This is a genomic window from Achromobacter sp. Root83, from assembly GCF_001428845.1.
Classification (GTDB): Bacteria; Pseudomonadota; Gammaproteobacteria; order Burkholderiales; family Burkholderiaceae_B; genus Achromobacter.
This window is the reverse complement of record NZ_LMIU01000022.1, coordinates 774,455-794,511: the sequence shown is the minus strand read 5'-3', so window position 1 is coordinate 794,511 and position 20,057 is coordinate 774,455. Positions and strand designations below refer to the sequence as shown.

At 61.9% G+C, this 20,057-nt stretch carries 27 protein-coding genes; 20 read left to right on the top strand and 7 right to left on the bottom strand.

Annotated features, from left to right (window positions below; genetic code table 11):
* Window positions 1-2: 2 nt before the first annotated feature.
* From ASE30_RS19520 to ASE30_RS19500, 5 genes are read right to left on the bottom strand one after another with little or no spacing between them, the layout of a single operon-like run.
* On the bottom strand, window positions 3-1,013 hold the full coding sequence (locus ASE30_RS19520) for a branched-chain amino acid ABC transporter permease (RefSeq protein ID WP_057285891.1): 1,011 nt from the start codon (window positions 1,011-1,013) through the stop codon (window positions 3-5).
* Window positions 1,010-1,762: an ABC transporter ATP-binding protein gene (locus ASE30_RS19515; RefSeq protein ID WP_057285890.1), complete on the bottom strand. Its 753-nt coding sequence runs from the start codon at window positions 1,760-1,762 to the stop codon at window positions 1,010-1,012. The genes ASE30_RS19520 and ASE30_RS19515 overlap by 4 nt, the downstream gene beginning before the upstream one ends.
* Window positions 1,759-2,529 (bottom strand): ABC transporter ATP-binding protein, encoded by a 771-nt coding sequence (locus ASE30_RS19510; RefSeq protein ID WP_057285889.1) that lies wholly within the window; start codon window positions 2,527-2,529, stop codon window positions 1,759-1,761. The genes ASE30_RS19515 and ASE30_RS19510 overlap by 4 nt, the downstream gene beginning before the upstream one ends.
* Before the next feature lie 13 nt (window positions 2,530-2,542).
* Window positions 2,543-3,715 (bottom strand): substrate-binding domain-containing protein, encoded by a 1,173-nt coding sequence (locus ASE30_RS19505; RefSeq protein WP_057285888.1) that lies wholly within the window; start codon window positions 3,713-3,715, stop codon window positions 2,543-2,545.
* A gap of 15 nt (window positions 3,716-3,730) precedes the next feature.
* Window positions 3,731-4,624, bottom strand: a complete 894-nt coding sequence (locus tag ASE30_RS19500; RefSeq protein WP_057285887.1) for an alpha/beta fold hydrolase — start codon at window positions 4,622-4,624, stop codon at window positions 3,731-3,733.
* A 161-nt stretch (window positions 4,625-4,785) separates the two neighbouring features.
* On the opposite strand from ASE30_RS19500, the gene ASE30_RS19495 reads away from it, so the two are divergent.
* On the top strand, window positions 4,786-5,760 hold the full coding sequence (locus tag ASE30_RS19495; RefSeq protein ID WP_057285886.1) for a helix-turn-helix domain-containing protein: 975 nt from the start codon (window positions 4,786-4,788) through the stop codon (window positions 5,758-5,760).
* Between the two features lie 90 nt (window positions 5,761-5,850).
* Here the strand turns inward: ASE30_RS19495 and ASE30_RS19490 are convergent, their stop codons facing one another.
* On the bottom strand, window positions 5,851-8,013 hold the full coding sequence (locus ASE30_RS19490; RefSeq protein WP_057285885.1) for a metallophosphoesterase: 2,163 nt from the start codon (window positions 8,011-8,013) through the stop codon (window positions 5,851-5,853).
* A 193-nt stretch (window positions 8,014-8,206) separates the two neighbouring features.
* Entirely contained in the window at window positions 8,207-9,634 is a 1,428-nt protein-coding gene (locus ASE30_RS19485; protein WP_057285884.1) for an NAD-dependent succinate-semialdehyde dehydrogenase, read from the bottom strand.
* 191 nt (window positions 9,635-9,825) lie between these two features.
* On the opposite strand from ASE30_RS19485, the gene ASE30_RS19480 reads away from it, so the two are divergent.
* From ASE30_RS19480 to rplQ, 19 genes are all read left to right on the top strand, one after another.
* Window positions 9,826-10,578 carry an aspartyl/asparaginyl beta-hydroxylase domain-containing protein gene (locus tag ASE30_RS19480; protein WP_057285883.1) on the top strand — a complete coding sequence of 251 codons (753 nt, stop codon included), beginning with the start codon at window positions 9,826-9,828 and terminating at the stop codon, window positions 10,576-10,578.
* A gap of 340 nt (window positions 10,579-10,918) precedes the next feature.
* A complete protein-coding gene (rplN, locus tag ASE30_RS19475; RefSeq protein WP_006216531.1) occupies window positions 10,919-11,287 on the top strand; it encodes a 50S ribosomal protein L14 in 369 nt (122 codons plus the stop codon).
* An 11-nt stretch (window positions 11,288-11,298) separates the two neighbouring features.
* The gene (rplX, locus tag ASE30_RS19470) at window positions 11,299-11,619 is read left to right on the top strand and encodes a 50S ribosomal protein L24 (protein ID WP_057285882.1); all 321 of its coding nucleotides are present in this window, start codon (window positions 11,299-11,301) and stop codon (window positions 11,617-11,619) included.
* 12 nt (window positions 11,620-11,631) lie between these two features.
* On the top strand, window positions 11,632-12,171 hold the full coding sequence (gene rplE, locus ASE30_RS19465) for a 50S ribosomal protein L5 (protein WP_006216529.1): 540 nt from the start codon (window positions 11,632-11,634) through the stop codon (window positions 12,169-12,171).
* Window positions 12,172-12,183: 12 nt separating this feature from the next.
* A complete protein-coding gene (gene rpsN / locus ASE30_RS19460; protein WP_006227037.1) occupies window positions 12,184-12,489 on the top strand; it encodes a 30S ribosomal protein S14 in 306 nt (101 codons plus the stop codon).
* A 10-nt stretch (window positions 12,490-12,499) separates the two neighbouring features.
* Window positions 12,500-12,895, top strand: a complete 396-nt coding sequence (gene rpsH, locus ASE30_RS19455; RefSeq protein WP_057285881.1) for a 30S ribosomal protein S8 — start codon at window positions 12,500-12,502, stop codon at window positions 12,893-12,895.
* Window positions 12,896-12,907: 12 nt separating this feature from the next.
* Window positions 12,908-13,441 (top strand): 50S ribosomal protein L6, encoded by a 534-nt coding sequence (rplF, locus tag ASE30_RS19450; RefSeq protein ID WP_057285880.1) that lies wholly within the window; start codon window positions 12,908-12,910, stop codon window positions 13,439-13,441.
* Window positions 13,442-13,462: 21 nt separating this feature from the next.
* Window positions 13,463-13,828 carry a 50S ribosomal protein L18 gene (gene rplR, locus ASE30_RS19445; RefSeq protein ID WP_057285879.1) on the top strand — a complete coding sequence of 122 codons (366 nt, stop codon included), beginning with the start codon at window positions 13,463-13,465 and terminating at the stop codon, window positions 13,826-13,828.
* A 15-nt stretch (window positions 13,829-13,843) separates the two neighbouring features.
* Window positions 13,844-14,365 (top strand): 30S ribosomal protein S5, encoded by a 522-nt coding sequence (gene rpsE / locus ASE30_RS19440; protein WP_057285878.1) that lies wholly within the window; start codon window positions 13,844-13,846, stop codon window positions 14,363-14,365.
* A 3-nt stretch (window positions 14,366-14,368) separates the two neighbouring features.
* Entirely contained in the window at window positions 14,369-14,554 is a 186-nt protein-coding gene (rpmD, locus tag ASE30_RS19435; RefSeq protein WP_042795919.1) for a 50S ribosomal protein L30, read from the top strand.
* Window positions 14,555-14,563: 9 nt separating this feature from the next.
* Complete coding sequence (rplO, locus tag ASE30_RS19430; RefSeq protein ID WP_082601639.1) at window positions 14,564-15,004, top strand: 50S ribosomal protein L15; 441 nt, start codon at window positions 14,564-14,566, stop codon at window positions 15,002-15,004.
* A 13-nt stretch (window positions 15,005-15,017) separates the two neighbouring features.
* Window positions 15,018-16,343, top strand: a complete 1,326-nt coding sequence (gene secY, locus ASE30_RS19425) for a preprotein translocase subunit SecY (protein ID WP_025136326.1) — start codon at window positions 15,018-15,020, stop codon at window positions 16,341-16,343.
* An 8-nt stretch (window positions 16,344-16,351) separates the two neighbouring features.
* Complete coding sequence (infA, locus tag ASE30_RS19420) at window positions 16,352-16,570, top strand: translation initiation factor IF-1 (RefSeq protein ID WP_003806927.1); 219 nt, start codon at window positions 16,352-16,354, stop codon at window positions 16,568-16,570.
* Window positions 16,571-16,604: 34 nt separating this feature from the next.
* Window positions 16,605-16,718 (top strand): 50S ribosomal protein L36, encoded by a 114-nt coding sequence (gene rpmJ / locus ASE30_RS28620; protein ID WP_003806928.1) that lies wholly within the window; start codon window positions 16,605-16,607, stop codon window positions 16,716-16,718.
* A gap of 43 nt (window positions 16,719-16,761) precedes the next feature.
* Window positions 16,762-17,127, top strand: a complete 366-nt coding sequence (gene rpsM, locus ASE30_RS19415; RefSeq protein WP_006216517.1) for a 30S ribosomal protein S13 — start codon at window positions 16,762-16,764, stop codon at window positions 17,125-17,127.
* 15 nt (window positions 17,128-17,142) lie between these two features.
* Window positions 17,143-17,544 (top strand): 30S ribosomal protein S11, encoded by a 402-nt coding sequence (gene rpsK, locus ASE30_RS19410; RefSeq protein WP_006216516.1) that lies wholly within the window; start codon window positions 17,143-17,145, stop codon window positions 17,542-17,544.
* Window positions 17,545-17,555: 11 nt separating this feature from the next.
* The gene (gene rpsD / locus ASE30_RS19405; RefSeq protein WP_057285877.1) at window positions 17,556-18,179 is read left to right on the top strand and encodes a 30S ribosomal protein S4; all 624 of its coding nucleotides are present in this window, start codon (window positions 17,556-17,558) and stop codon (window positions 18,177-18,179) included.
* Window positions 18,180-18,394: 215 nt separating this feature from the next.
* Window positions 18,395-19,381: a DNA-directed RNA polymerase subunit alpha gene (gene rpoA, locus ASE30_RS19400; protein WP_057285876.1), complete on the top strand. Its 987-nt coding sequence runs from the start codon at window positions 18,395-18,397 to the stop codon at window positions 19,379-19,381.
* Between the two features lie 186 nt (window positions 19,382-19,567).
* The gene (gene rplQ / locus ASE30_RS19395; protein ID WP_006216513.1) at window positions 19,568-19,960 is read left to right on the top strand and encodes a 50S ribosomal protein L17; all 393 of its coding nucleotides are present in this window, start codon (window positions 19,568-19,570) and stop codon (window positions 19,958-19,960) included.
* Window positions 19,961-20,057 lie beyond the last annotated feature (97 nt).

Genomic DNA, 20,057 nt, shown 5'->3' with positions numbered 1-20,057 from the left:
TCCTAGCGACTGGTGACAGGATACACGCCTTGGGGCCGCCAAAGCAGAATGGCGACCATCAGCGCGATGTTTGAGAACAGGGCAGCCTTGGGCAGCAGAAAGCCGGTGTAGTTGGCCATCAAGCCGACCAGCAGCGCGCCGATGAGGCAGCCCACCGTTGAGCCCAGACCGCCAATCATGATGACGATGAAAATCAGCACGTTCACCTGCGCTCCCAACTGCGGCACGACGGACTGCTGGTACATCCCCCACAGCACACCGCCTAGCCCCGCAAGCATCGAACCGGCGACAAATACCCCGACGAACAGATGGCGGATGCGGTAGCCCAGGCTTTCGACCATTTCCCGGTCTTCCACGCCGGCGCGGATCAACAGGCCGAGCTTGGTGCGGGTGAGCACCCACAGCATGCCGCTCAGCACCAGCAAACCCACCACCAGCGCCACGATCCTGAATTTCTCGATGGCGGCATCGCCCAGCAGGAACGCGCCGCGCAGTGCCTCGGGCAGGGGCAGCGAGATGGTCTGCGGCCCCCACATCATCTTGATGATCTCTTCTCCAATGATCATGCCGCCCATGGTGATGAGAATCTGCTTGAGGTGCTGGCCGTAGACCGGGCGCACGATCACGCGCTCGAATGCCAAGCCCACCGCGCCCGCCACCAGCATGCCCACGATCATGGCGGGCAGCACCGCCACCAGATTCGTCCACAGGCTGGCGGACTGCGTCCAGTCGGCCATGGAGCCGAGCACCGTCGCCGCCATGTAGGCCCCAACGGCGATGAAAAGTCCGTGCCCGAAGTTCAGCACGTCCATCAGGCCGAAGACGAGCGTCATGCCCGAGGCCACGATGAAGATGATCATGCCCATCGCCAGTCCGGCGAACGTCAAGGTGACCCAGGTGGAAAGCGACCCGACCAGCGGCAGCGCGACGGCCGCCAGCGCCAGCACCAGCAGGATGGGGCGAAGGTCCGCGCGCGCACGCGGCAGCGGGGCTTCGGTGTCGAGCGTAGTCATTGATGGCTTCCCAGTGACAGGCCAAGCAGGCGAGTCTGTAGCGCGTCGTCGGCCGCCAGCGCCTCCATGCCGCCGGCGTGGACGACCCGCCCGTTGTCCATGACCGCGACATGATCGCCGACCAGACGCGCGAAGTTGAAATTCTGCTCGACCAGCAGGATGGTGGTGGAAGCCTGCTTGAGCTCAATGAAGGCGTCGATCATGTTCTGAATGATGGCGGGTGCCAGGCCCTTGCTGGGTTCGTCCACCAACAGCAGGCGGCGTGGCTCGACGATGGCGCGCGCCATTGCCAGCATCTGCTTCTGGCCGCCCGACAGCTTGCCCGCGGGATGCAGCCAGAACTTCTTCAGTGCGGGAAAGAAGCCGAAGATCCATTCCAAGCGCGCCGTGTCGAGCTGGCTGGCGTTCTTCGCTTGGCGCGCCGCCAGCAGAATGTTCTCTTTCACCGACAGGTCAGCGAAGATGCCCATGTTCTCCGGCACGTAGGCCATGCCCATGCGCGCCATGTCGGGAGCCGACTTGCGCGTGCCAGGGCCCCCGATGAGCGCGTCATCGAAGCTGATCTGCCCTTGCGATGCGCGCCATAAACCCATGATCGTGCGCAGCGTGGTCGTCTTGCCAGCGCCGTTTCGTCCGAGCAGCATGGTTACGGCCGAAGGGGGCACGGACAGATTCACGCCATGCAGGATGTGATACGCCCCGATATGCGTATGCACGTCCTTGATTTCCAGAAGGGGACGCGGGGTCATGCCGCCGGCTCCGCCGGGCTGACGCCCAGATAGGCCTCTTGCACGATGGGCGAGGCGATGACCGTCGCCGGGTCTCCGTCCGCCATCAGTTGGCCGTTGTGCAGCACGACGATCCGGTCGGCAAGCTCGCGCACGACATCCATCTTGTGCTCCACCAGCAAGATCGTTTTCGAGGCGTCGCGCTTGATCTCCCGAATCAGATCGAGCACGACGGGGACGTCGTCAACGCTCATGCCGGCGGTCGGTTCGTCAAACATGAATACCTGCGGTTCCAGCGCGATGAGCATGGCGATTTCGAGTTTGCGCTGGTCGCCATGCGGCAGGTCCGCGGCGGCCTGATCGCGGCGCGCCGACAGCCGCGTACGTTCAAGCAGCGCGTCGGCACGGTTCATGAGCAGCCGATCCTCGTTCCAGGTGCGCCAGAAACGGATCTGGCGCCAGCTCATGCCCTGCTGACGAGATTGCAGGGCCAGCCGCACGTTCTCATGTACGGTCAACCGCGGGAACAATTGCGTGAGCTGGAACGCGCGTCCCAGACCTGCGTGCATGCGGGCCGGCGCGGCAAGCGGCGTCAGATCGCGTCCATTCAAGCGCACCGTTCCCGCGCTTGCGCGCAACTGGCCGGAGATCAGGTTGAAGTAGGTGGTCTTGCCCGCGCCGTTGGGGCCGACAATAGCCGTCAGCGTGCCAGGCGCGTAGGCGCAACTGACCGCGTTGACCGCCACATGGCCGCCGAAACGGATCGTGAGCGATTGGGTTTCCAGCATGGACGGATCTGGCTCAGCGCTTGTTCTGGATCGGAACCGACATCTGGTCGGGTGTGATCTCCTTGACCAGGTCCTGGACCGCCCACGGCACCGAGGGATCATTCTTGATACGGAAGTGGTACATGGACTGCATCGCCTGATGGTCTTCGGGCCGGAAAGTCATCTTGCCCTTGGGCGTATCGAAGCTCATGCCCTCCATGGCCTTGATCAGCGTGTCGGTGTCGGAATTGCCTGCTGTCTTGTTCAGCGCAGCCACGATCGCAATGCCCGACGCCATGCCGCCCGCCGTAAAGAAGTCCGGCGGCTGACCGAAGCGCTTTTGATGTTCCGCGACCAGCCACTCGTTGACCGGATTCTTTGGAATGCCGTAGTAGTAATAGGTGGCGCCTTCCATGCCGGCCAGCGACTTCAGCGGCGTCATGGCGGCCAGCGTGTTGCCGCCCGTGGCAATTTCGATGCCGAAGCGCTTGGGGTCGAGGTCCGCGATCTTGAACGGATTGCCCGCGCCTGCCCAGAGGATGAAAATGATCTTGCGCCCTGGCTTGTCCTTGAGCGCGTCGAACAGGCGCTGCGCGCCCGCCGTGAAGTCCGTGGCGTTGGCCGGCAGGTATTCCTCGTGCACGATCTTGGCATTCTTGAGCGCGCCTTTGAACGCCTTGACGCCGTCGCGGCCGAAGGCGTAGTCCTGCGCCAGCATCGCGATGGACGTGCCGGCCTGATCGAACGCGACGGCGTTGGCGATGGCGTCCTGGGAAGAGTTGCGGCCGGTGCGGAAGATGTACTTGTTCCACTTGTCGCCGGTGATTGAATCGGCCACGGCGGGCTCCACCAGCAGAATCTTTTCGTATTCCTCCGCGATCGGCAGCATGGCCAGCGCCACGCCCGACGACGTGGGGCCGACCGCGATGTCGGCCTGGTCGTCGGCGTAGGCGGACGCCAACTGCGCGCGGGCGACATCGGGCTTGCCCTGGTTGTCCTTTTCGATGACGCGGATCTTGCGGCCGGCCACCGTCATGGTCCCTTGCGTGGCGTATTCCAGGCCCAGCAGCAGCCCGTTCTGTGTTTGTTTGGCATAGGCCTCGAGCGGCCCCGTCTTGTCGTAGACATGGGCCACGACGAAGTCTTTCGCCGCGACCGCGGAACTCATGCAAAGGCCGGCCAGCGCGGCGAGCAGAACGCGTTTCATGGAAGTCTCCTGGTGTCAGTGGGCGTGCGCGGCCGTATCTTCCGGCCTGGCAAGGAATTGGCGAATGGCTTCGATCTGGGGAGGGACGTTCAGGGCGGGGGCGTGTCCGCAATCGGGAAAGTCGATGCGTTGCGCCCGGGGCCCGCGTTCCGTCATGGCCTGGGCCACCTCGGGCAGCAGAAGGTCGGAGTCCGCGCCGCGCAGCAGCAGCAGCGGCATTCGCAGCGAGTCGTATCCGCTCCAGCGGTCATAGTCGCAGGGGTGATGGCTGAACTGGCCAACGATGGCCGGGTCGTAATGCGTGGTGACGCGGCCGTCGGGCAGCCGGCGCACCGACGTTTCCGCCATCCTGCGCCACTGTTCGTCGCTTTGCCAACCGTAGGGTTTGTACGCCGCGCGCAGCCAGTCTTCCAGTTCGGTGACCGTGTCGAACGCGGGAGGATTACCCGCGTAGGCCACGATGCGCTCGATGGCGGGCCGGGGCAGCTCGGGTCCGATGTCGTTGACCACCAGATGCGAGATGCGGCCTTGCAATGTATTGGCTGCGGCATGCATGCCGATGGCGCCGCCCATGGACGTGCCCACCCAGCGCACGCGCTCGAGCGCCAGGCCGTCCAGCAGGGCACGCGCCAGCGCGGCATAGAAGTCCAGCCGGTACTCGGCCAAGGGGGCGGGGCTCCATTGCGAGAGGCCGCGTCCGATGGTGTCCGGGCAGATGATGCGGTAGTCGTCCGCAAGCGCCTGCGCCAGGTCGTCGAAATCGCGGCCGGTACGCGCCAGGCCGTGCCACATGATGATGGTCGGCGCATCGGCGTCGCCCCATTCCGTGTAGTGCAGCTCGCGGCCGGCGCAACGCAGATAGCGCGACGCCGGCGCATGGCGCGGGGCCGCCAGGCTTGGCTGGGCCATGTGTCTCCTCCCGGGTTGTCCAGGTTGTGTGCTTATCGGGCTGAATATAGACTTGCGCAAGGCGTGTCCACAATGCGCCGCCCGCCCCAGAGCAGGGTGAGTCAAGAATATGTAGACGCAAGATCAATTTGCGCACTCGCCGCGCACCAGGAGACCGCGCCATGCCAGATACGGAATTCGCCATTTCGGCCAGCGCGGGCGCTGACCGGCGCGAGCTATGGCGCGCGGCGCTGTCCGATGCCTTCGGGCCGTTCGAGGTGCATGGAGGGCGGCCCGGCAGTTTCGCGGGACATGTGCGGTATGCGCGCCGCGCCAGCCTGCAGTTCAATGACCTGCACTACCAGGGACAGAGACTGGAACGAACGGTGGGCAATGTGTCGCGCTTGGACCAGGAGTTTTATACCTTTGGTCTGCCGTTGGCGGGACCGCTGGCGGTGCGGCAGCAGGGACGCGAATTCCAGGTCGAACCCGGTTGCGTGTACCTGATGAACCAAAGCCTGCCCTATCAGGCGACGGCGCAGGGGGCGGCGGGCTACCGCAGTCTGAGCGTGTCGTTTCCGCGCAGCGCGCTGTCGCAACGGGATTCCCGCATCGGCGCCTTCTACAAACTGCGCACGGACGACGGATCTTCAAGAGGCGCGTTGCTGGCCGGGTATATGGATCATCTGTTCAAGGGCATGGACGGCTGGTCCGACACCGAGGTCGCCGAGCTGGGCGAACGGCTGATCGACCTGATTGTGCTGCTTCTGGTGCAGCCCGGCCAGGGAGACGCGTCAGAGGCGGATAGCAGCGTCACGGTCGCGCACCGGGCGCGCGTCCTTGCCTACATCCGCCAGCATCTTGCCGATCCGGCCTTGTCGCCCTTGCAGGTGGCCCAGGGATGCGGCGTGTCGGTGGCCTACCTGCACCGCATCCTGCGCGCGGGCGGCCTGTCGGCCGAGTCCTTCATCTTTGCTCAGCGGCTGGACAGATGCCGCGAGCTGTTGCTCAACCCGCAGCACCACCATCGCAGTATCGCCGAGCTTGCCTACCAGGTCGGCTTTTCCCATCCCTCGCATTTCAGCCGCCTGTTCAAACAGCGATTCGGCATGACGCCGCGGGATTTGCGGGCGATCGGCCAGACGCCGCGGGCTTGATCCGGCCGGCGGACCCGCCGAGCGGCTCACCAAGACAACGGCCCACCGCAAAGGGTGGGCCGTCAGCGCGCCGGGATGGGCGCACCGGGTCTAGAACGGCGAGGGCTGGTTCGACAGGTTGACGATGCTGTTGGTCGTCAGGTCCAGGCGGATATGCTCCGAAGGCGCGCCGGCCGCCAGCTTGAGCATGATCGCCATCAACGGCTTGAAGCGAGCCTTGAACAGGTCGGCCGGCGTGGTGGCATTGCTGACGCTGCCGCCGCTCATCTGCACCGCAGCATTGGTCTGGCTCAGGGCCTGGGCCAGCAGCTTGTATTGGTTGGCGCGCTGGGCGGGAATGTCCGCGAACGCCAGGTCGCCGGCGTTGGCCAAGCGCACGAAGTCGCCTGCCAGCTCCAATGCCTTCCACTGCGCGAAGTCCGCCAGTTGCATGCCGTTGGCCTGGGCCAGGGCTTGCGCGCGGGCCTGCGCGTCGGCCACGTTGCCGGCATAGGCCGCGTTGCTGGCGCCGCTTCCGCCGCCATCCGCGAGGCACGCGAAGAATGCCGGGGTCAGATTGTTCCGGTCGCCGGTGTTCGCCAATTCCTTGAGCGTGACGGTCGTCTGAAGCTGCGAGAACGTCAGCAGATCGGCGCCGGTCAAGGGGCTCTTCACCAGTTCGCGCATTTCGCAGCGCCAATCGTCATTGAGCAGGCGCAGGCGCACCAGTTCACTCATGTAGCGATACGTGAAGTCGCCGTAGTCCGTGGCGTCCAGGATCGATACATCCCAGCGGGGCGGCACGTCATAGGCGTTCTCGGCGCGATAGAGATCGAACAGTTCGTCAAAGCGTGGCACCTTGTCGAGCCGGATGGTCTGCACTTCGATCTTGTCGGCGCTTTGCAGCGTCATGAGCTTGTAGGCGGGCACATAAGCCGCCATGGAAGGCGCCTGGATATTGAAGAGCGCGTTGTCACCGCCATAATTGCGCAGCGCCATGTCATTGAAATGCATGTGGCCGCCCACGTGCACTTTCAAACCGGTTTGCGCCAGCGCACGGGTCGTATTTTCGGCGGGACGGCGGACCATCTGCATCTTGTTGACGCCCAGCAGCGCCTCGATGTCGTCCGATGCGCCGTTGAAGAACTCCGACATCGGGAAGTGGCTGAAGGCAATGACCTGCTTGCCTTGCGCCTTGCCGCGGGCCACGACGTCGGCCAGCCACTTGATGACGTGCGCCTTGTGCGTGAGCATCTTGTTGTAGCCCTGGTCGCCCGAGCCCGTGAAGTCATTTGCGCCGATGCCAGTGGGCACATAGACGTTGGCGTCCAGGCCGACCAGCCACACGCCCTTCACGGGTTCCACGACATACGACGTGTCCGGAACCATTTTGCACAGGGTGTAGTGAGCCGGCTTGCCGGGGCCGCCGGTCCCTTCGGCGCAGATTTCGTATTGGCGGTTTGTCCAGTTGGCCTGCGCAAGCGCGGTGCCGTGGTCGTAGTCCTCGTACTTGTAGGTGCTGTACGGGGTTTCGTAGTAGACGTTCTGCGGCTGCGGCATGAAGCCATGCTGCTTGAGCGCGTCGGTGATGCCGGCGTAGCCCATGTGCAGCACCTCTTCGGTGCAATACGTATTGCCGATGCGGGCCCAGTCGCCGCCATAGGGGGTGCTGCACGCGGCATTGCCGCCGCGGCTGTAGATGGGCTGCGAGAACCCGATCACGCCGGTCGTCGGATCCAGGCCCAGGTAGTCGCTTTTGCCAGCGGCCTGGTTGAACGGACGATTGGGGTCGTGATTGCCCGGGGCCGCGAAGAACTGGATGCCATGCTTCTTCGAGTAGTCGTCCATGATCTTGACCAGGTCGCGCATGTGCACGGGCTGGCCATCATCCGAGAAGTCGCCAGGCAGCGCGATGTACTTCACCCCGCGCGCCACGGCATCGTCCAGCGCGGCCAGGAAGGCAAAGTAGTTCTCGTTGAACAAGCGTGTCGATGTCAGTTGCGCGTACATCGTCCGGATCGTGGCGTTGTCGCCGGCCTTGGGATTGGGAATCCCCGGGAACGACCCGTCCTTGAAGTCGGCATAGACGTCGTGAAAGTGGATGTCGGGCATGAACGCGACCTGCACCGGGGCGGGCGGCTGGGCGGGCGTCTCCGTGGGAGGCGTCTCGGCGACTGGGCTCTTGTCGTCATCGTTGTCGCCGCCGCAAGCGGCCAGCATCGCCACGAGCGCCGCGGCGCCCGCCGTGCGGGCAAAACGGAAAAGGGGTGTCATTGCGCGTTCGATTCCTGGAGTATTTTTGCCAGGCGGCCGTCTCCCCGGTACGGAGTCAGGAGCCTGTCAGCGAGGCGCAATACTCCCCGATGCCGATGACAGCATCATGAAACGCACGCAGGCATCCGTGCGCGGGCGGCAGGCGAAAAAAAACCCCTTGCGGGGTTTCTTTTGCTCCGACGGGCTGCACTGATCAGATGTGCGTAATGAACTTCGTGACCAGATAGCCTTCGAACGTTTCGGTGCCGCCTTCGCTGCCGATGCCGCTGTCCTTGATGCCGCCAAAGGGCGTTTCAGCCAGGGCGCTGCCGAAATGGTTGATGTTGACCATGCCGGCCTCGAGACCGTTGGAGACCTTGGTCGCCGTCTTGAGCGAATTCGTGAACACGTACGAAGACAGACCGAACGGCAGGCTGTTGGCGCGACGCAGCACTTCGTCGGTGTCGGCAAACCGGACGACGGGCGCGACCGGACCGAAGGGCTCTTCGGTCATCAGCATGGAGTTGTCGGGAAGATCCGTCACGACCGTGGGGGCGAAGAAGAAGCCCTTGCGGTCCAGAGGGCCGCCGCCGACCACCACCTTGCCGCCGTGCTTCTTGGCGTCATCGATGAACGCGCTCATGGCGGGCACGCGGCGTTCATGCGCCAGCGGACCCATGTCGGTGCCGGCTTCCATGCCGTCGCCCACCTTGATGTTCTTCAGCACGTCGGAGAATCGCGCCAGGAATTGCTCGTAGGCGCCGTTCTGCACATAGAAGCGGGTCGGCGAGACGCAGACCTGGCCCGCGTTGCGCACCTTGAACTTGGCCAGCATCTCGGCGGCGCGATCGATGTCGGCGTCGTCGAATACCAGCACGGGCGAGTGGCCGCCCAATTCCATGGTGACGCGCTTCATGTGCGCGCCGGCCAATGCGGCGAGCTGTTTGCCCACCGGCACGGAACCGGTGAACGACACCTTGCGCACGATCGGCGAACGGATCAGGTAGTCGGAGATCTTGGCGGGCTCGCCCCAGACGATGTTCAGGCATCCCTTGGGCAGGCCGGCGTCATGGAACATGCGGGCAATCGCCATTACGGCGCTGGGGGAGTCTTCCGGGCCCTTCAGGACGACCGTGCAGCCGGCGCCGATCGCGGCGGCGATCTTGCGGATGGCCTGGTTGTACGGGAAGTTCCAGGGCGTGAACGCCGCGCAGACGCCGATGGGTTCGCGCACGACGATCTGGCGGACATCGGGATTGCGCGGCTGGATCACGCGGCCATAAATGCGGCGGCATTCTTCGGCGTGCCAATCGGCGTGTTCGGCGCAGGAGGTGACCTCGCCCACGGCCTCGGCCAGCGGCTTGCCCTGGTCCAGAGTCATGTTGCGGCCGATTTCCTTGGCGCGCTCGCGCGACAGCGTGGCCACCTTGCGCAGGATGGCCGAACGATCCATGGGCGAGGATTTCTTCCAGGATTCGAAGGCGCGCTGGGCGGCGGCTAGCGCACGGTCCAGATCCGCTTCGGTGGCGTGAGGCAGTTGGCCGAGGACTTCGAGCGTGGCCGGGTTGATGACGTCCTGGGTGCGCCTGCCCTCACCGGCGACGAATTCGCCGTCGATATACAGCGCCAACTGTTCATACATGCCTGTCGTTCCTTGCGAAATAGGAGTGGGTAGCGATCGCTGTCGCCCACGGCAGTCTAAACCAGCTTCCGCACGCCGGGGAGGTCCAATCCCGGCCAGACGGTAGGAGCCAATAACGCACGCAATGCTTGCGCGCGCCCGGCCTGACCGACAGAATGGGACATCTCCGGCTCTGATCTCCGAGGCCTATTGTGCAACCCGTCGACGCGAGTCCGGCTGGCAAACCCAGTGCCTATTCCCGGGCCTTCTTCCGCTTTGTCGATTGGTTGCGCCAGCGTATCGCGCTGGCCTCGCTGGTGGGCGACCGGCCTATTTTCGAGAACAGCCAATTTCCATGGATCGCAACCCTGGAAGCTCAGGCGCCGGCCATTCGGGCCGAGGTCGCGGAGCTGCTTTCCGAACGCCAGCATTTGCCGGCCTTCCACGAGATCTCCCCGGATGTGGGCATGATCACATCCGACAACCAGTGGAAGACCTTCGTCTTCATGGGTTATGGCCTGCGCTCCCAGCGCAACCTGGCTCGATGCCCCGCCACCGCCCGGGCGCTCAAAAAGATTCCCGGCATCCGCACCGCGTTCTTCTCGATCCTTGAACCGGGCAAGCGTATTCCGCTGCACACCGGCCCGTACAACGGCGTGTTGCGCCTGCATCTTGGCTTGGTGGTCCCGGAACCCGCGGACCGTTGCTGGATCGAGGTCGGTGGCGAGCGCTATAGCTGGCGGGAAGGGCGGGCCGTGGTGTTTGATGACCTGTACCCCCACCAGGTCCACAATGACACCGGCGGGCTCCGGGCCGTGTTGTTCGTGGACTTCGAGCGCCCTTGCCGCGCTCCTGTAAAATGGTTGAATCGCCTGGTGCTCATGGCCGCGCCGTTCACGGATGAAATCCGCCGCGGCAAGGCAAATCATGATGCCTGGGAGAAGGGCTTTTACCGCCAAAAATAGGGGCGGATGGCCCGCAAAACGTTCCCCATACAGGGGGGCGTGGTCTTTTGTGCGCTAACCCAACAAAGTGCTTGCGCTCAAAATTTAACCACGCTAGAATGATCAGCTTTCCCAGATTGTCGATTCACTTAGCCGAAGGTTAAGTGAGCGCGTCGGGGGGAATACCCGCAGGATTTCAACCCAGGGTCGTTGCGTTGCCAACCAGTTGCTGGTCCAGATGTTGTGGACTTGCCGACAAAAAAGCAGGGCGGCAGACCTGACGGGACCAAAACTGGCAGGAATTGCAGTGTTCCCTTGTTGGGAAAACCGTATTTCCAGTTAAGTTGGAACAGGAAAAATCATGATCCAAATGCAGACCACGCTGGATGTGGCCGATAACACTGGTGCGCGTCATGTCATGTGCATTAAGGTGCTCGGTGGCTCCAAGCGCCGTTATGCCGGTATCGGCGACATCATCAAGGTGAGCGTCAAAGATGCGGCTCCGCGCGGACGCGTCAAGAAAGGCGAAATTTACAATGCCGTGGTGGTTCGTACCGCCAAGGGCGTGCGCCGTAAAGACGGTTCGCTGATTCGTTTCGGTGGCAATGCCGCCGTGTTGCTCAACGCCAAGCTGGAGCCCATCGGCACCCGCATCTTCGGACCCGTTACGCGTGAACTGCGTACCGAGAAGTTCATGAAGATCGTGTCGTTGGCCCCGGAAGTGCTGTAAGGAGCCCTACGATGAACAACATTCGTAAAGGCGACGAAGTCATCGTCCTGACCGGCCGCGACAAGAAGCGTCGCGGTACCGTGCTGGCCCGCGTTGATGCCGACCACGTTCTGGTCGAAGGCGTCAACGTCGTCAAGAAGCACGTGAAAGCCAACCCGATGGCTAACAACCCAGGCGGGATTGTCGAAAAGACCATGCCGATCCACATCTCGAATGTGGCGCTCTTCAACCCCGCAACCGGTCGTGGCGACCGCGTGGGCGTTAAGGATGTCGACGGCGGCAAGGTTCGCGTGTTCCGTTCCAATGGTGCCGTTGTCGGCGCCAAGGCGTAAGGGGCGATAGACATGTCTCGTTTGCAAGATTTCTACAAGAGCAAGGTCGCTGGCGACCTGCAGGCCAAGTTTGGCTACAAGAGCGTCATGGAAGTGCCGCGCATCACCAAGATCACCCTGAACATGGGTGTCTCGGAAGCGGTGTCCGATAAGAAGGTTATCGAACACGCTGTGTCGGACCTGACCAAGATCGCTGGCCAAAAGCCTGTCGTGACGAAGACCAAGAAGGCTATCGCCGGTTTCAAGATCCGCGAAAACTACCCGATTGGTTGCATGGTCACGTTGCGTGGTCAACGCATGTACGAATTCCTGGATCGCCTGGTGGCGGTTGCGCTGCCTCGCGTGCGCGACTTCCGCGGGATCTCGGGTCGTGCGTTCGACGGCCGTGGCAACTACAACATCGGGGTGAAAGAGCAGATCATTTTCCCCGAAATCGAGTACGACAAGATCGACGCGCTGCGTGGGCTGAACATCAGCATCACCACCTCCGCGAAGACCGACGAAGAAGCCAAGGCGCTGTTGACGGCCTTCAGCTTCCCGTTCCGTAACTAAGGGGCTGATGACGTGGCAAAACTTTCCCTCATCAATCGCGACATCAAGCGCGCCAAGCTGGCTGACAAGTTCGCTGCCAAGCGCGCTGAGTTGAAGTCGATCATTGACGACCAGTCGAAGACCGACGAAGAACGTTACCAAGCTCGGCTCAAGCTGCAACAGCTGCCGCGCAATGCCAACCCGACGCGTCAACGTAACCGTTGCGTGGTCACCGGTCGTCCTCGCGGTGTGTTCCGCAAGTTCGGCCTGACGCGCCACAAACTGCGTGAAATGGCGATGAAGGGCGAAATCCCCGGCATCACCAAGGCCAGCTGGTAGGAGAAACAATATGAGCATGAGCGATCCCATCGCCGATATGCTGACCCGCATTCGCAATGCGCAGCAAGTGGACAAAGTTACGGTGAGCATGCCCTCCTCGAAGCTGAAGGCGGCTATTGCCGCCGTGCTGAAAGACGAAGGCTACATCGACAGCTTTGAAATCAAGGGCACTCAGGCCAAGCCTGACCTCGAGATCACCCTGAAGTACTACGCAGGTCGTCCGGTCATCGAGCGCATCGAACGCGTCTCGCGTCCTGGTCTGCGTATCTACAAGGGCCGTACCAGCATTCCTCAGGTCATGAACGGCCTGGGCGTGGCTATCGTTTCGACCTCGCGCGGCGTCATGACCGACCGTAAGGCTCGCGCCAACGGCGTCGGCGGCGAAGTGCTGTGCTACGTGGCCTAAGGAGAAATTCTAATGTCACGTATCGCTAAGTATCCGGTCGAACTGCCCAAGGGTGTCGAAGCTGACATCAAGCAGGATCAGATCACCGTCAAGGGCCCGCTGGGTTCCTTGACCCAAGCCCTGACTGGCGACGTCACGGTTTCGCTGGACGAAGGCAAGCTCACGTTTGCCGCCGCCAACGAAACGCGTCACGCCAACGCCATGTCGGGTACCGTGCGCGCGCTGGTGGCCAATATGGTTACCGGCGTTAGCAAGGGATTCGAGCGCAAGCTGAATCTGGTTGGCGTGGGTTACCGCGCCTCGATTCAAGGCGACGCCGTTAAGCTGCAGCTCGGTTTCTCGCACGACGTTTTGCACCAGTTGCCGGCCGGTATCAAGGCCGAATGCCCCACCCAGACGGAAATCGTCATCAAGGGCGCCAACAAGCAAGTCGTCGGTCAGATGGCCGCTGAAATCCGCGCGTACCGCGAACCCGAACCCTACAAGGGCAAGGGCGTGCGTTACTCGGACGAACGCGTCGTCATCAAAGAAACCAAGAAGAAATAACGGCGCACGCAAGGACGAATCATGGACAAAAAAGTTTCCCGTTTGCGTCGTGCGGTTCCGACCCGCCGGAAGATCAACGAGTTGCGCGTCAACCGCCTCTCGATCTTCCGCTCGAACCAGCACATCTACGCCAACATCATTTCGCCGGAAGGCGATCGCATTCTGGTCAGCGCCTCGACGGTGGAAGCCGAAGTGCGTGCGCAACTGGCCGGCCAAACCGGTCAGGGCGGCAACAAAGCCGCTGCTACGCTGGTCGGCAAGCGTGTGGCCGAAAAGGCCAAAGCCGCCGGTATTGAACTGGTCGCTTTCGATCGCTCGGGCTTTCGTTACCATGGCCGCGTGAAAGCGCTGGCCGATGCCGCGCGTGAAGCCGGCCTGAAGTTCTAAGCGAGGATCTGTCAAATGGCTAAAGTACAAGGCAAGAACGCCGCGGAAAAAGAGAACGATGACGGCCTCCGCGAAAAGATGATCGCGGTCAACCGCGTGAGCAAAGTGGTCAAGGGTGGTCGCACCATGAGCTTTGCCGCGCTGACCGTGGTTGGCGATGGCGATGGCCGCATCGGCATGGGCAAGGGCAAGGCGCGTGAAGTGCCGGTGTCCGTTCAGAAGGCCATGGAACAAGCCCGTCGCGGCATGTTCAAGGTTGCTCTGAAGAACGGCACGCTCCACCACACCGTGGTTGGCAAGCATGGCGCCGCTACCGTGCTGATCTCGCCCGCTGCTGAAGGTACTGGCGTTATCGCCGGCGGCCCGATGCGCGCTATTTTTGATGTGATGGGTGTGCGTAACGTGGTTGCCAAGAGCCTGGGCTCGAGCAATCCCTACAACATGGTTCGCGCCACGTTGAACGGCCTGCGCGCTTCCCTGACCCCGGCCGATGTTGCTGCCAAGCGCGGCAAGTCGGTCGAAGAAATCCTGGGGTAAATCATGGCTCAGAAGCAGATCAAAGTGACCCTCGTGCGCTCGGTGATCGGTACCAAGCAATCGCACCGTGATACGGTTCGCGGTTTGGGCTTGGGTCGCATCAACAGCAGCCGCGTGCTGGTCGATACGCCCGAGGTGCGTGGGATGATCCGTAAGGTGGATTATCTTATTTCCGTCTCGGAAGCCTAAGGAATCACCATGTCGGATATGCAACTTAATTCGCTGAAGCCCGCTGAGGGCAGCAAGCACGCCAAGCGCCGCGTCGGCCGTGGTATCGGTTCGGGTCTGGGTAAAACCGCCGGCCGTGGCCACAAGGGTCAGAAGTCGCGCTCGGGCGGTTTCCATAAGGTTGGCTTCGAAGGCGGTCAAATGCCGCTGCAACGTCGCCTGCCCAAGCGTGGTTTCACCCCGCTGGGTCAACACCTGTATGCCCAAGTTCTTTTGTCGGACCTCCAGGCCCTGCCCATCGACGAAATCGATGTGCAAGTGCTGAAGGCGGCTGGCGTGATTGGCCAGGCGGTTCGTTACGCCAAGGTCATCAAGTCGGGTGAACTCTCGCGCAAGGTCGTGCTCAAGGGCATTACCGCGACGGCCGGCGCTCGCGCCGCCATCGAGGCCGCGGGCGGCTCGCTTGACTGATCAGAGGTGACGAGTGGCTAACGCGCAGGCATTGGGCAAAACCGGAGCACGGTACGGCGATTTGAAGCGCCGTCTTGTGTTCCTGGTGCTCGCCCTGGTGGTTTACCGTTTGGGTACACACATCCCCGTACCGGGTATCAATCCGGATGCGCTGGCGGACTTGTTCCGTCAGAACCAGGGCGGGATCCTGGGCCTGTTCAACATGTTCTCGGGCGGGGCGCTCTCGCGTTTCTCGATTTTTGCCCTGGGGATCATGCCGTACATTTCGGCATCCATCATCATGCAGTTGATGTCGGTGGTGGTGCCGTCTCTGGAAGCGCTCAAGAAAGAGGGCGAAGCCGGACGTCGGAAGATTACCCAATACACCCGCTATGGCACGGTCGTGCTGGCGCTGGTGCAAGCAGTGGGCATTTCGGTGGCGTTGGAGTCCCAACAGGGACTGGTGATCGATCCGGGCATGCTGTTTCGCTTCACGACCGTCGTGACCTTGGTCACCGGCACCATGTTCGTCATGTGGCTGGGTGAGCAAATCACGGAACGCGGTCTTGGCAACGGGATTTCCATCCTGATCTTCGCAGGTATCGTGGCGGGTCTGCCCGCGGCGCTGGCTGCATTGTTGGACCTGGTCCGCACCAACGCGATGTCCGTGCTTTCGGCGCTGTTCATCGTGGCTCTGGTGGTGCTGGTTACCGCTTTTGTGGTGTTCGTGGAACGCGGACAGCGCAAGATCACGGTGAACTACGCCAAGCGTCAGGTCGGCAACAAGGTCTACGGTGGTCAGAGCTCGCATTTGCCGCTGAAGCTGAACATGGCTGGGGTGATTCCGCCGATCTTCGCGTCGTCGATCATCCTGTTCCCGGCCACGATCACAAGCTGGTTCTCCAGCAGTGAGAACATGCGCTGGCTTAGCGACCTGGCTGCGGCCCTGTCGCCTCGTCAACCGCTCTACATCACGCTGTACTCGGTCGCGATTATTTTCTTCTGCTTCTTCTACACGGCTCTGGTTTTCAACAGCCGCGAAACGGCGGACAACCTGAAGAAGAGTGGTGCGTTTGTTCCGGGCATCCGTCCGGGCGAGCAAACAGCGCGCTACATCGACAAGATCCTGATGCGTTTGACGCTCGCAGGTGCCATCTACATCACGTTGGTGTGCCTGTTGCCGGAATTCTTGGTGATGCGCTGGAACGTTCCTTTCTACTTCGGTGGTACGTCTCTGTTGATCATTGTGGTGGTGACGATGGATTTCATGGCACAGGTTCAGGCCTACATGATGTCTCACCAGTACGACTCGTTGCTCAAGAAGGCTAACTTCAAGGGCGCGGGTTTGCCGATGCGGTAAGCAAAAGAATGTCCAAGGACGACGTCATTCAGATGCAAGGCGAGGTTCTTGAGAACCTCCCGAACGCGACATTTCGCGTCAAGCTCGAAAACGGCCACGTGGTGTTGGGCCATATTTCCGGCAAGATGCGTATGCATTACATCCGGATCCTGCCGGGTGACAAGGTCACAGTGGAGCTCACGCCCTATGATCTGACGCGAGCCAGGATAGTTTTCCGCTCCAAATGAGCGGAACCGGATTACGGAAAATTAGGAGTCAACCATGAAAGTAATGGCATCGGTTAAGCGGATCTGCCGCAACTGCAAAGTTATCAAACGTCACGGCGTAGTGCGCGTTATCTGCACCGACCCGCGTCATAAGCAGCGTCAAGGCTAACTCGGGTTAGCGACTACGCAACAGATTTATTCAAGGAACAGTCATGGCCCGTATTGCTGGCATTAACATTCCGCCGCAACAGCACGCCGAGATCGGCCTGACCGCCATTTTTGGCATCGGTCGTACGCGCGCTCGCAAAATCTGCGAAGCGGCAAACGTACCCTTTGACAAAAAGGTCAAGGATCTGAACGACGCTGAGTTGGAACGCGTCCGCGAACATGTTGGTTTGTTCACGGTTGAAGGCGACCTGCGTCGTGAAGTACAGCTCTCGATCAAGCGTTTGATCGACCTGGGAACCTACCGCGGTATGCGTCACAAGCGCGGTTTGCCCGTGCGCGGCCAGCGCACTCGCACCAACGCCCGGACCCGCAAGGGGCCGCGTCGTGCTGCTGCGTCCCTGAAGAAATAATCGAGGAACTGGATTATGGCGAAAGCTTCCACCAGCGGCGCTTCGCGCGTGCGCAAAAAGGTCAAGAAGAACGTCTCGGACGGCATCGCGCACGTTCACGCTTCGTTCAACAACACCATCATCACCATCACCGACCGTCAGGGCAACGCACTGTCGTGGGCCACTTCGGGCGGTGCTGGCTTCAAGGGCTCGCGTAAGTCGACCCCGTTCGCCGCGCAGGTCGCCGCTGAAACGGCTGGCCGCGTCGCGCTGGAGTACGGCATCAAGACGCTGGAAGTGCGTATCAAGGGCCCCGGCCCAGGCCGTGAATCGTCGGTCCGCGCGCTGAACGCGCTGGGCATCAAGATTTCGTCCATCGCCGACATCACGCCTGTTCCGCATAACGGCTGCCGTCCGCCGAAGCGTCGTCGTATCTAAAGGGAATCCACATGGCACGTTATATTGGACCCAAATGCAAGCTCTCGCGCCGCGAGGGTACTGACCTGTTCCTGAAGAGCGCCCGCCGCTCGCTGGATTCCAAGTGCAAGCTGGATTCCAAGCCTGGCCAACACGGCCGCACTTCGGGTGCTCGCACTTCCGACTATGGCCTGCAGCTGCGCGAAAAGCAAAAGCTGAAGCGCATGTACGGCGTGCTGGAAAAGCAATTCCGCAAGTACTTCGCTGAAGCCGAGCGCCGCCGTGGCAACACCGGCGAAACGCTGATCCAGCTGCTGGAATCGCGTCTGGACAACGTCGTCTACCGCATGGGCTTTGGCTCGACGCGCGCCGAAGCCCGCCAGTTGGTGAGCCACCGCGCCATCGAACTGAACGGCCACACGGCTGACATCGCTTCGATGCTGGTCAAGGCTGGCGACATCGTTTCGATCCGCGAGAAGGCCAAGAAGCAAGGCCGTATCAAGGAATCGCTCGACCTGGCCACCAGCATCGGCATCCCCCAGTGGGTGGAAGTCGATACGACCAAGTTGACCGGTACGTTCAAGTCGGCCCCCGATCGCGCTGACGTCGCTCGCGACATCAACGAATCGATGGTCGTGGAACTGTACTCGCGTTAATCACGCCTGCCGGCGCCTCCTTCCCGGAAGCGCCAGCAAGCTGGTCTCGCGACCCGTTCGCACGTCCCGCAGCAGCCCGCTTTCCGCCTTTCGGCGGGGCGGGCTTTGCGGTAAGTATCGGGCAGCTTTTTTGCGCCGCCCGAGTTTCAAGTTTCACCCTGTCCATCAGCCTTATCGGTGTAACGAGCCGAGGGTATTGAAAAGGAACACAGTAAATGTCCACTCAAGGTTTCCTGAAGCCGCGCTCCATTGAAGTCGAACCGGTCGGCACGCACCATGCCAAGATCGTGATGGAGCCGTTCGAGCGTGGCTACGGTCATACGCTGGGCAACGCCCTGCGCCGCATCCTGCTGTCTTCGATGACCGGCTACGCGCCGACCGAAGTCCAGATGACGGGCGTGGTGCACGAATATTCGACCATTCCGGGCGTTCGCGAAGATGTCGTCGACATCCTGCTGAACCTGAAGGGCGTGGTCTTCAAGCTGCACAATCGCGACGAAGTGACTCTGGTTCTGCGCAAGTCCGGCGCGGGCATCGTGCTGGCCAGCGACATCGAGCTGCCGCACGACGTCGAGATCATCAACCCCGGCCATGCCATCTGCAACCTGACGGAAGCAGGCAAGCTGGAAATGCAGATCAAGGTCGAGAAGGGCCGCGGCTATGTGCCGGGCAACGTGCGCGCGCTGTCGGAAGACCGCACCCACACCATCGGCCGCATCGTTCTGGACGCTTCGTTCAGCCCGGTCCGCCGCGTCAGCTACGCCGTTGAAAGCGCCCGCGTGGAACAGCGTACCGACCTGGACAAGCTGGTGCTGGACATCGAAACCAACGGCGTGATTTCGCCCGAGGAAGCGGTGCGCCAGTCGGCCCGCATCCTGATGGACCAGATCTCGGTCTTCGCCGCCCTGGAAGGCGCTGGCGATTCGTACGAAGCTCCGGTCCGCGGCACGCCGCAGATCGATCCGGTGCTGCTGCGTCCGGTCGACGACCTGGAACTGACGGTGCGTTCGGCCAACTGCCTGAAGGCCGAAAACATCTACTACATCGGCGACCTGATCCAGCGTACCGAAAACGAGCTGCTCAAGACCCCGAACCTGGGCCGCAAGTCGCTCAACGAAATCAAGGAAGTCCTTGCTGCACGTGGCTTGACTCTGGGCATGAAGCTCGAGAACTGGCCGCCCCTGGGCCTGGAACGTCCCTAAGGCTTGAAAGGGTGCCGCCCCTGGAAAGGGGTGTCTCCCGCGGCGCCCGGCCTCACGGCCGGGCGGTTTGCGAAATCGTCGTAAAATGCACCGTTTTCTACCGGACCGCGGCCTGATTGCAGGTTGATAGAAGAGCCGGCAACCCGATGGCGGAAACGCCTTCTTTAGATTCAAAGGAAACTTATCATGCGTCACGGTAATGGCTTGCGTAAGCTCAACCGCACCAGCAGTCACCGTCTTGCCATGTTCCGCAACATGGCTGTTTCGTTGATCACCCACGAAGCAATCAAGACCACGCTGCCGAAGGCGAAAGAATTGCGCCGCGTCATCGAACCCCTGATCACGCTGGGCAAGGAGCCCACGCTCGCGAACAAGCGTCTGGCTTTTGCCCGTCTGCGTGATCGCGATGCGGTTGTGAAGCTGTTTGCCGAAATCGGCCCGCGCTATGCGGCCCGTAACGGCGGCTACACCCGCGTGCTGAAGATGGGCTTCCGTCAAGGCGACAACGCTCCCATGGCTTTCATGGAGCTGGTTGACCGTCCGGAAGTCGATGAAGCCGCTGCGGACAGCGCCGAGTAATTCGGCAGCTCGATAAGCGACAAGGGCGGGTCTTCGGACCCGCCCTTGTTTTATTTGGGCGCGGCATTGCCTTGCCGCCGGCCTGGAACGCCCTTGG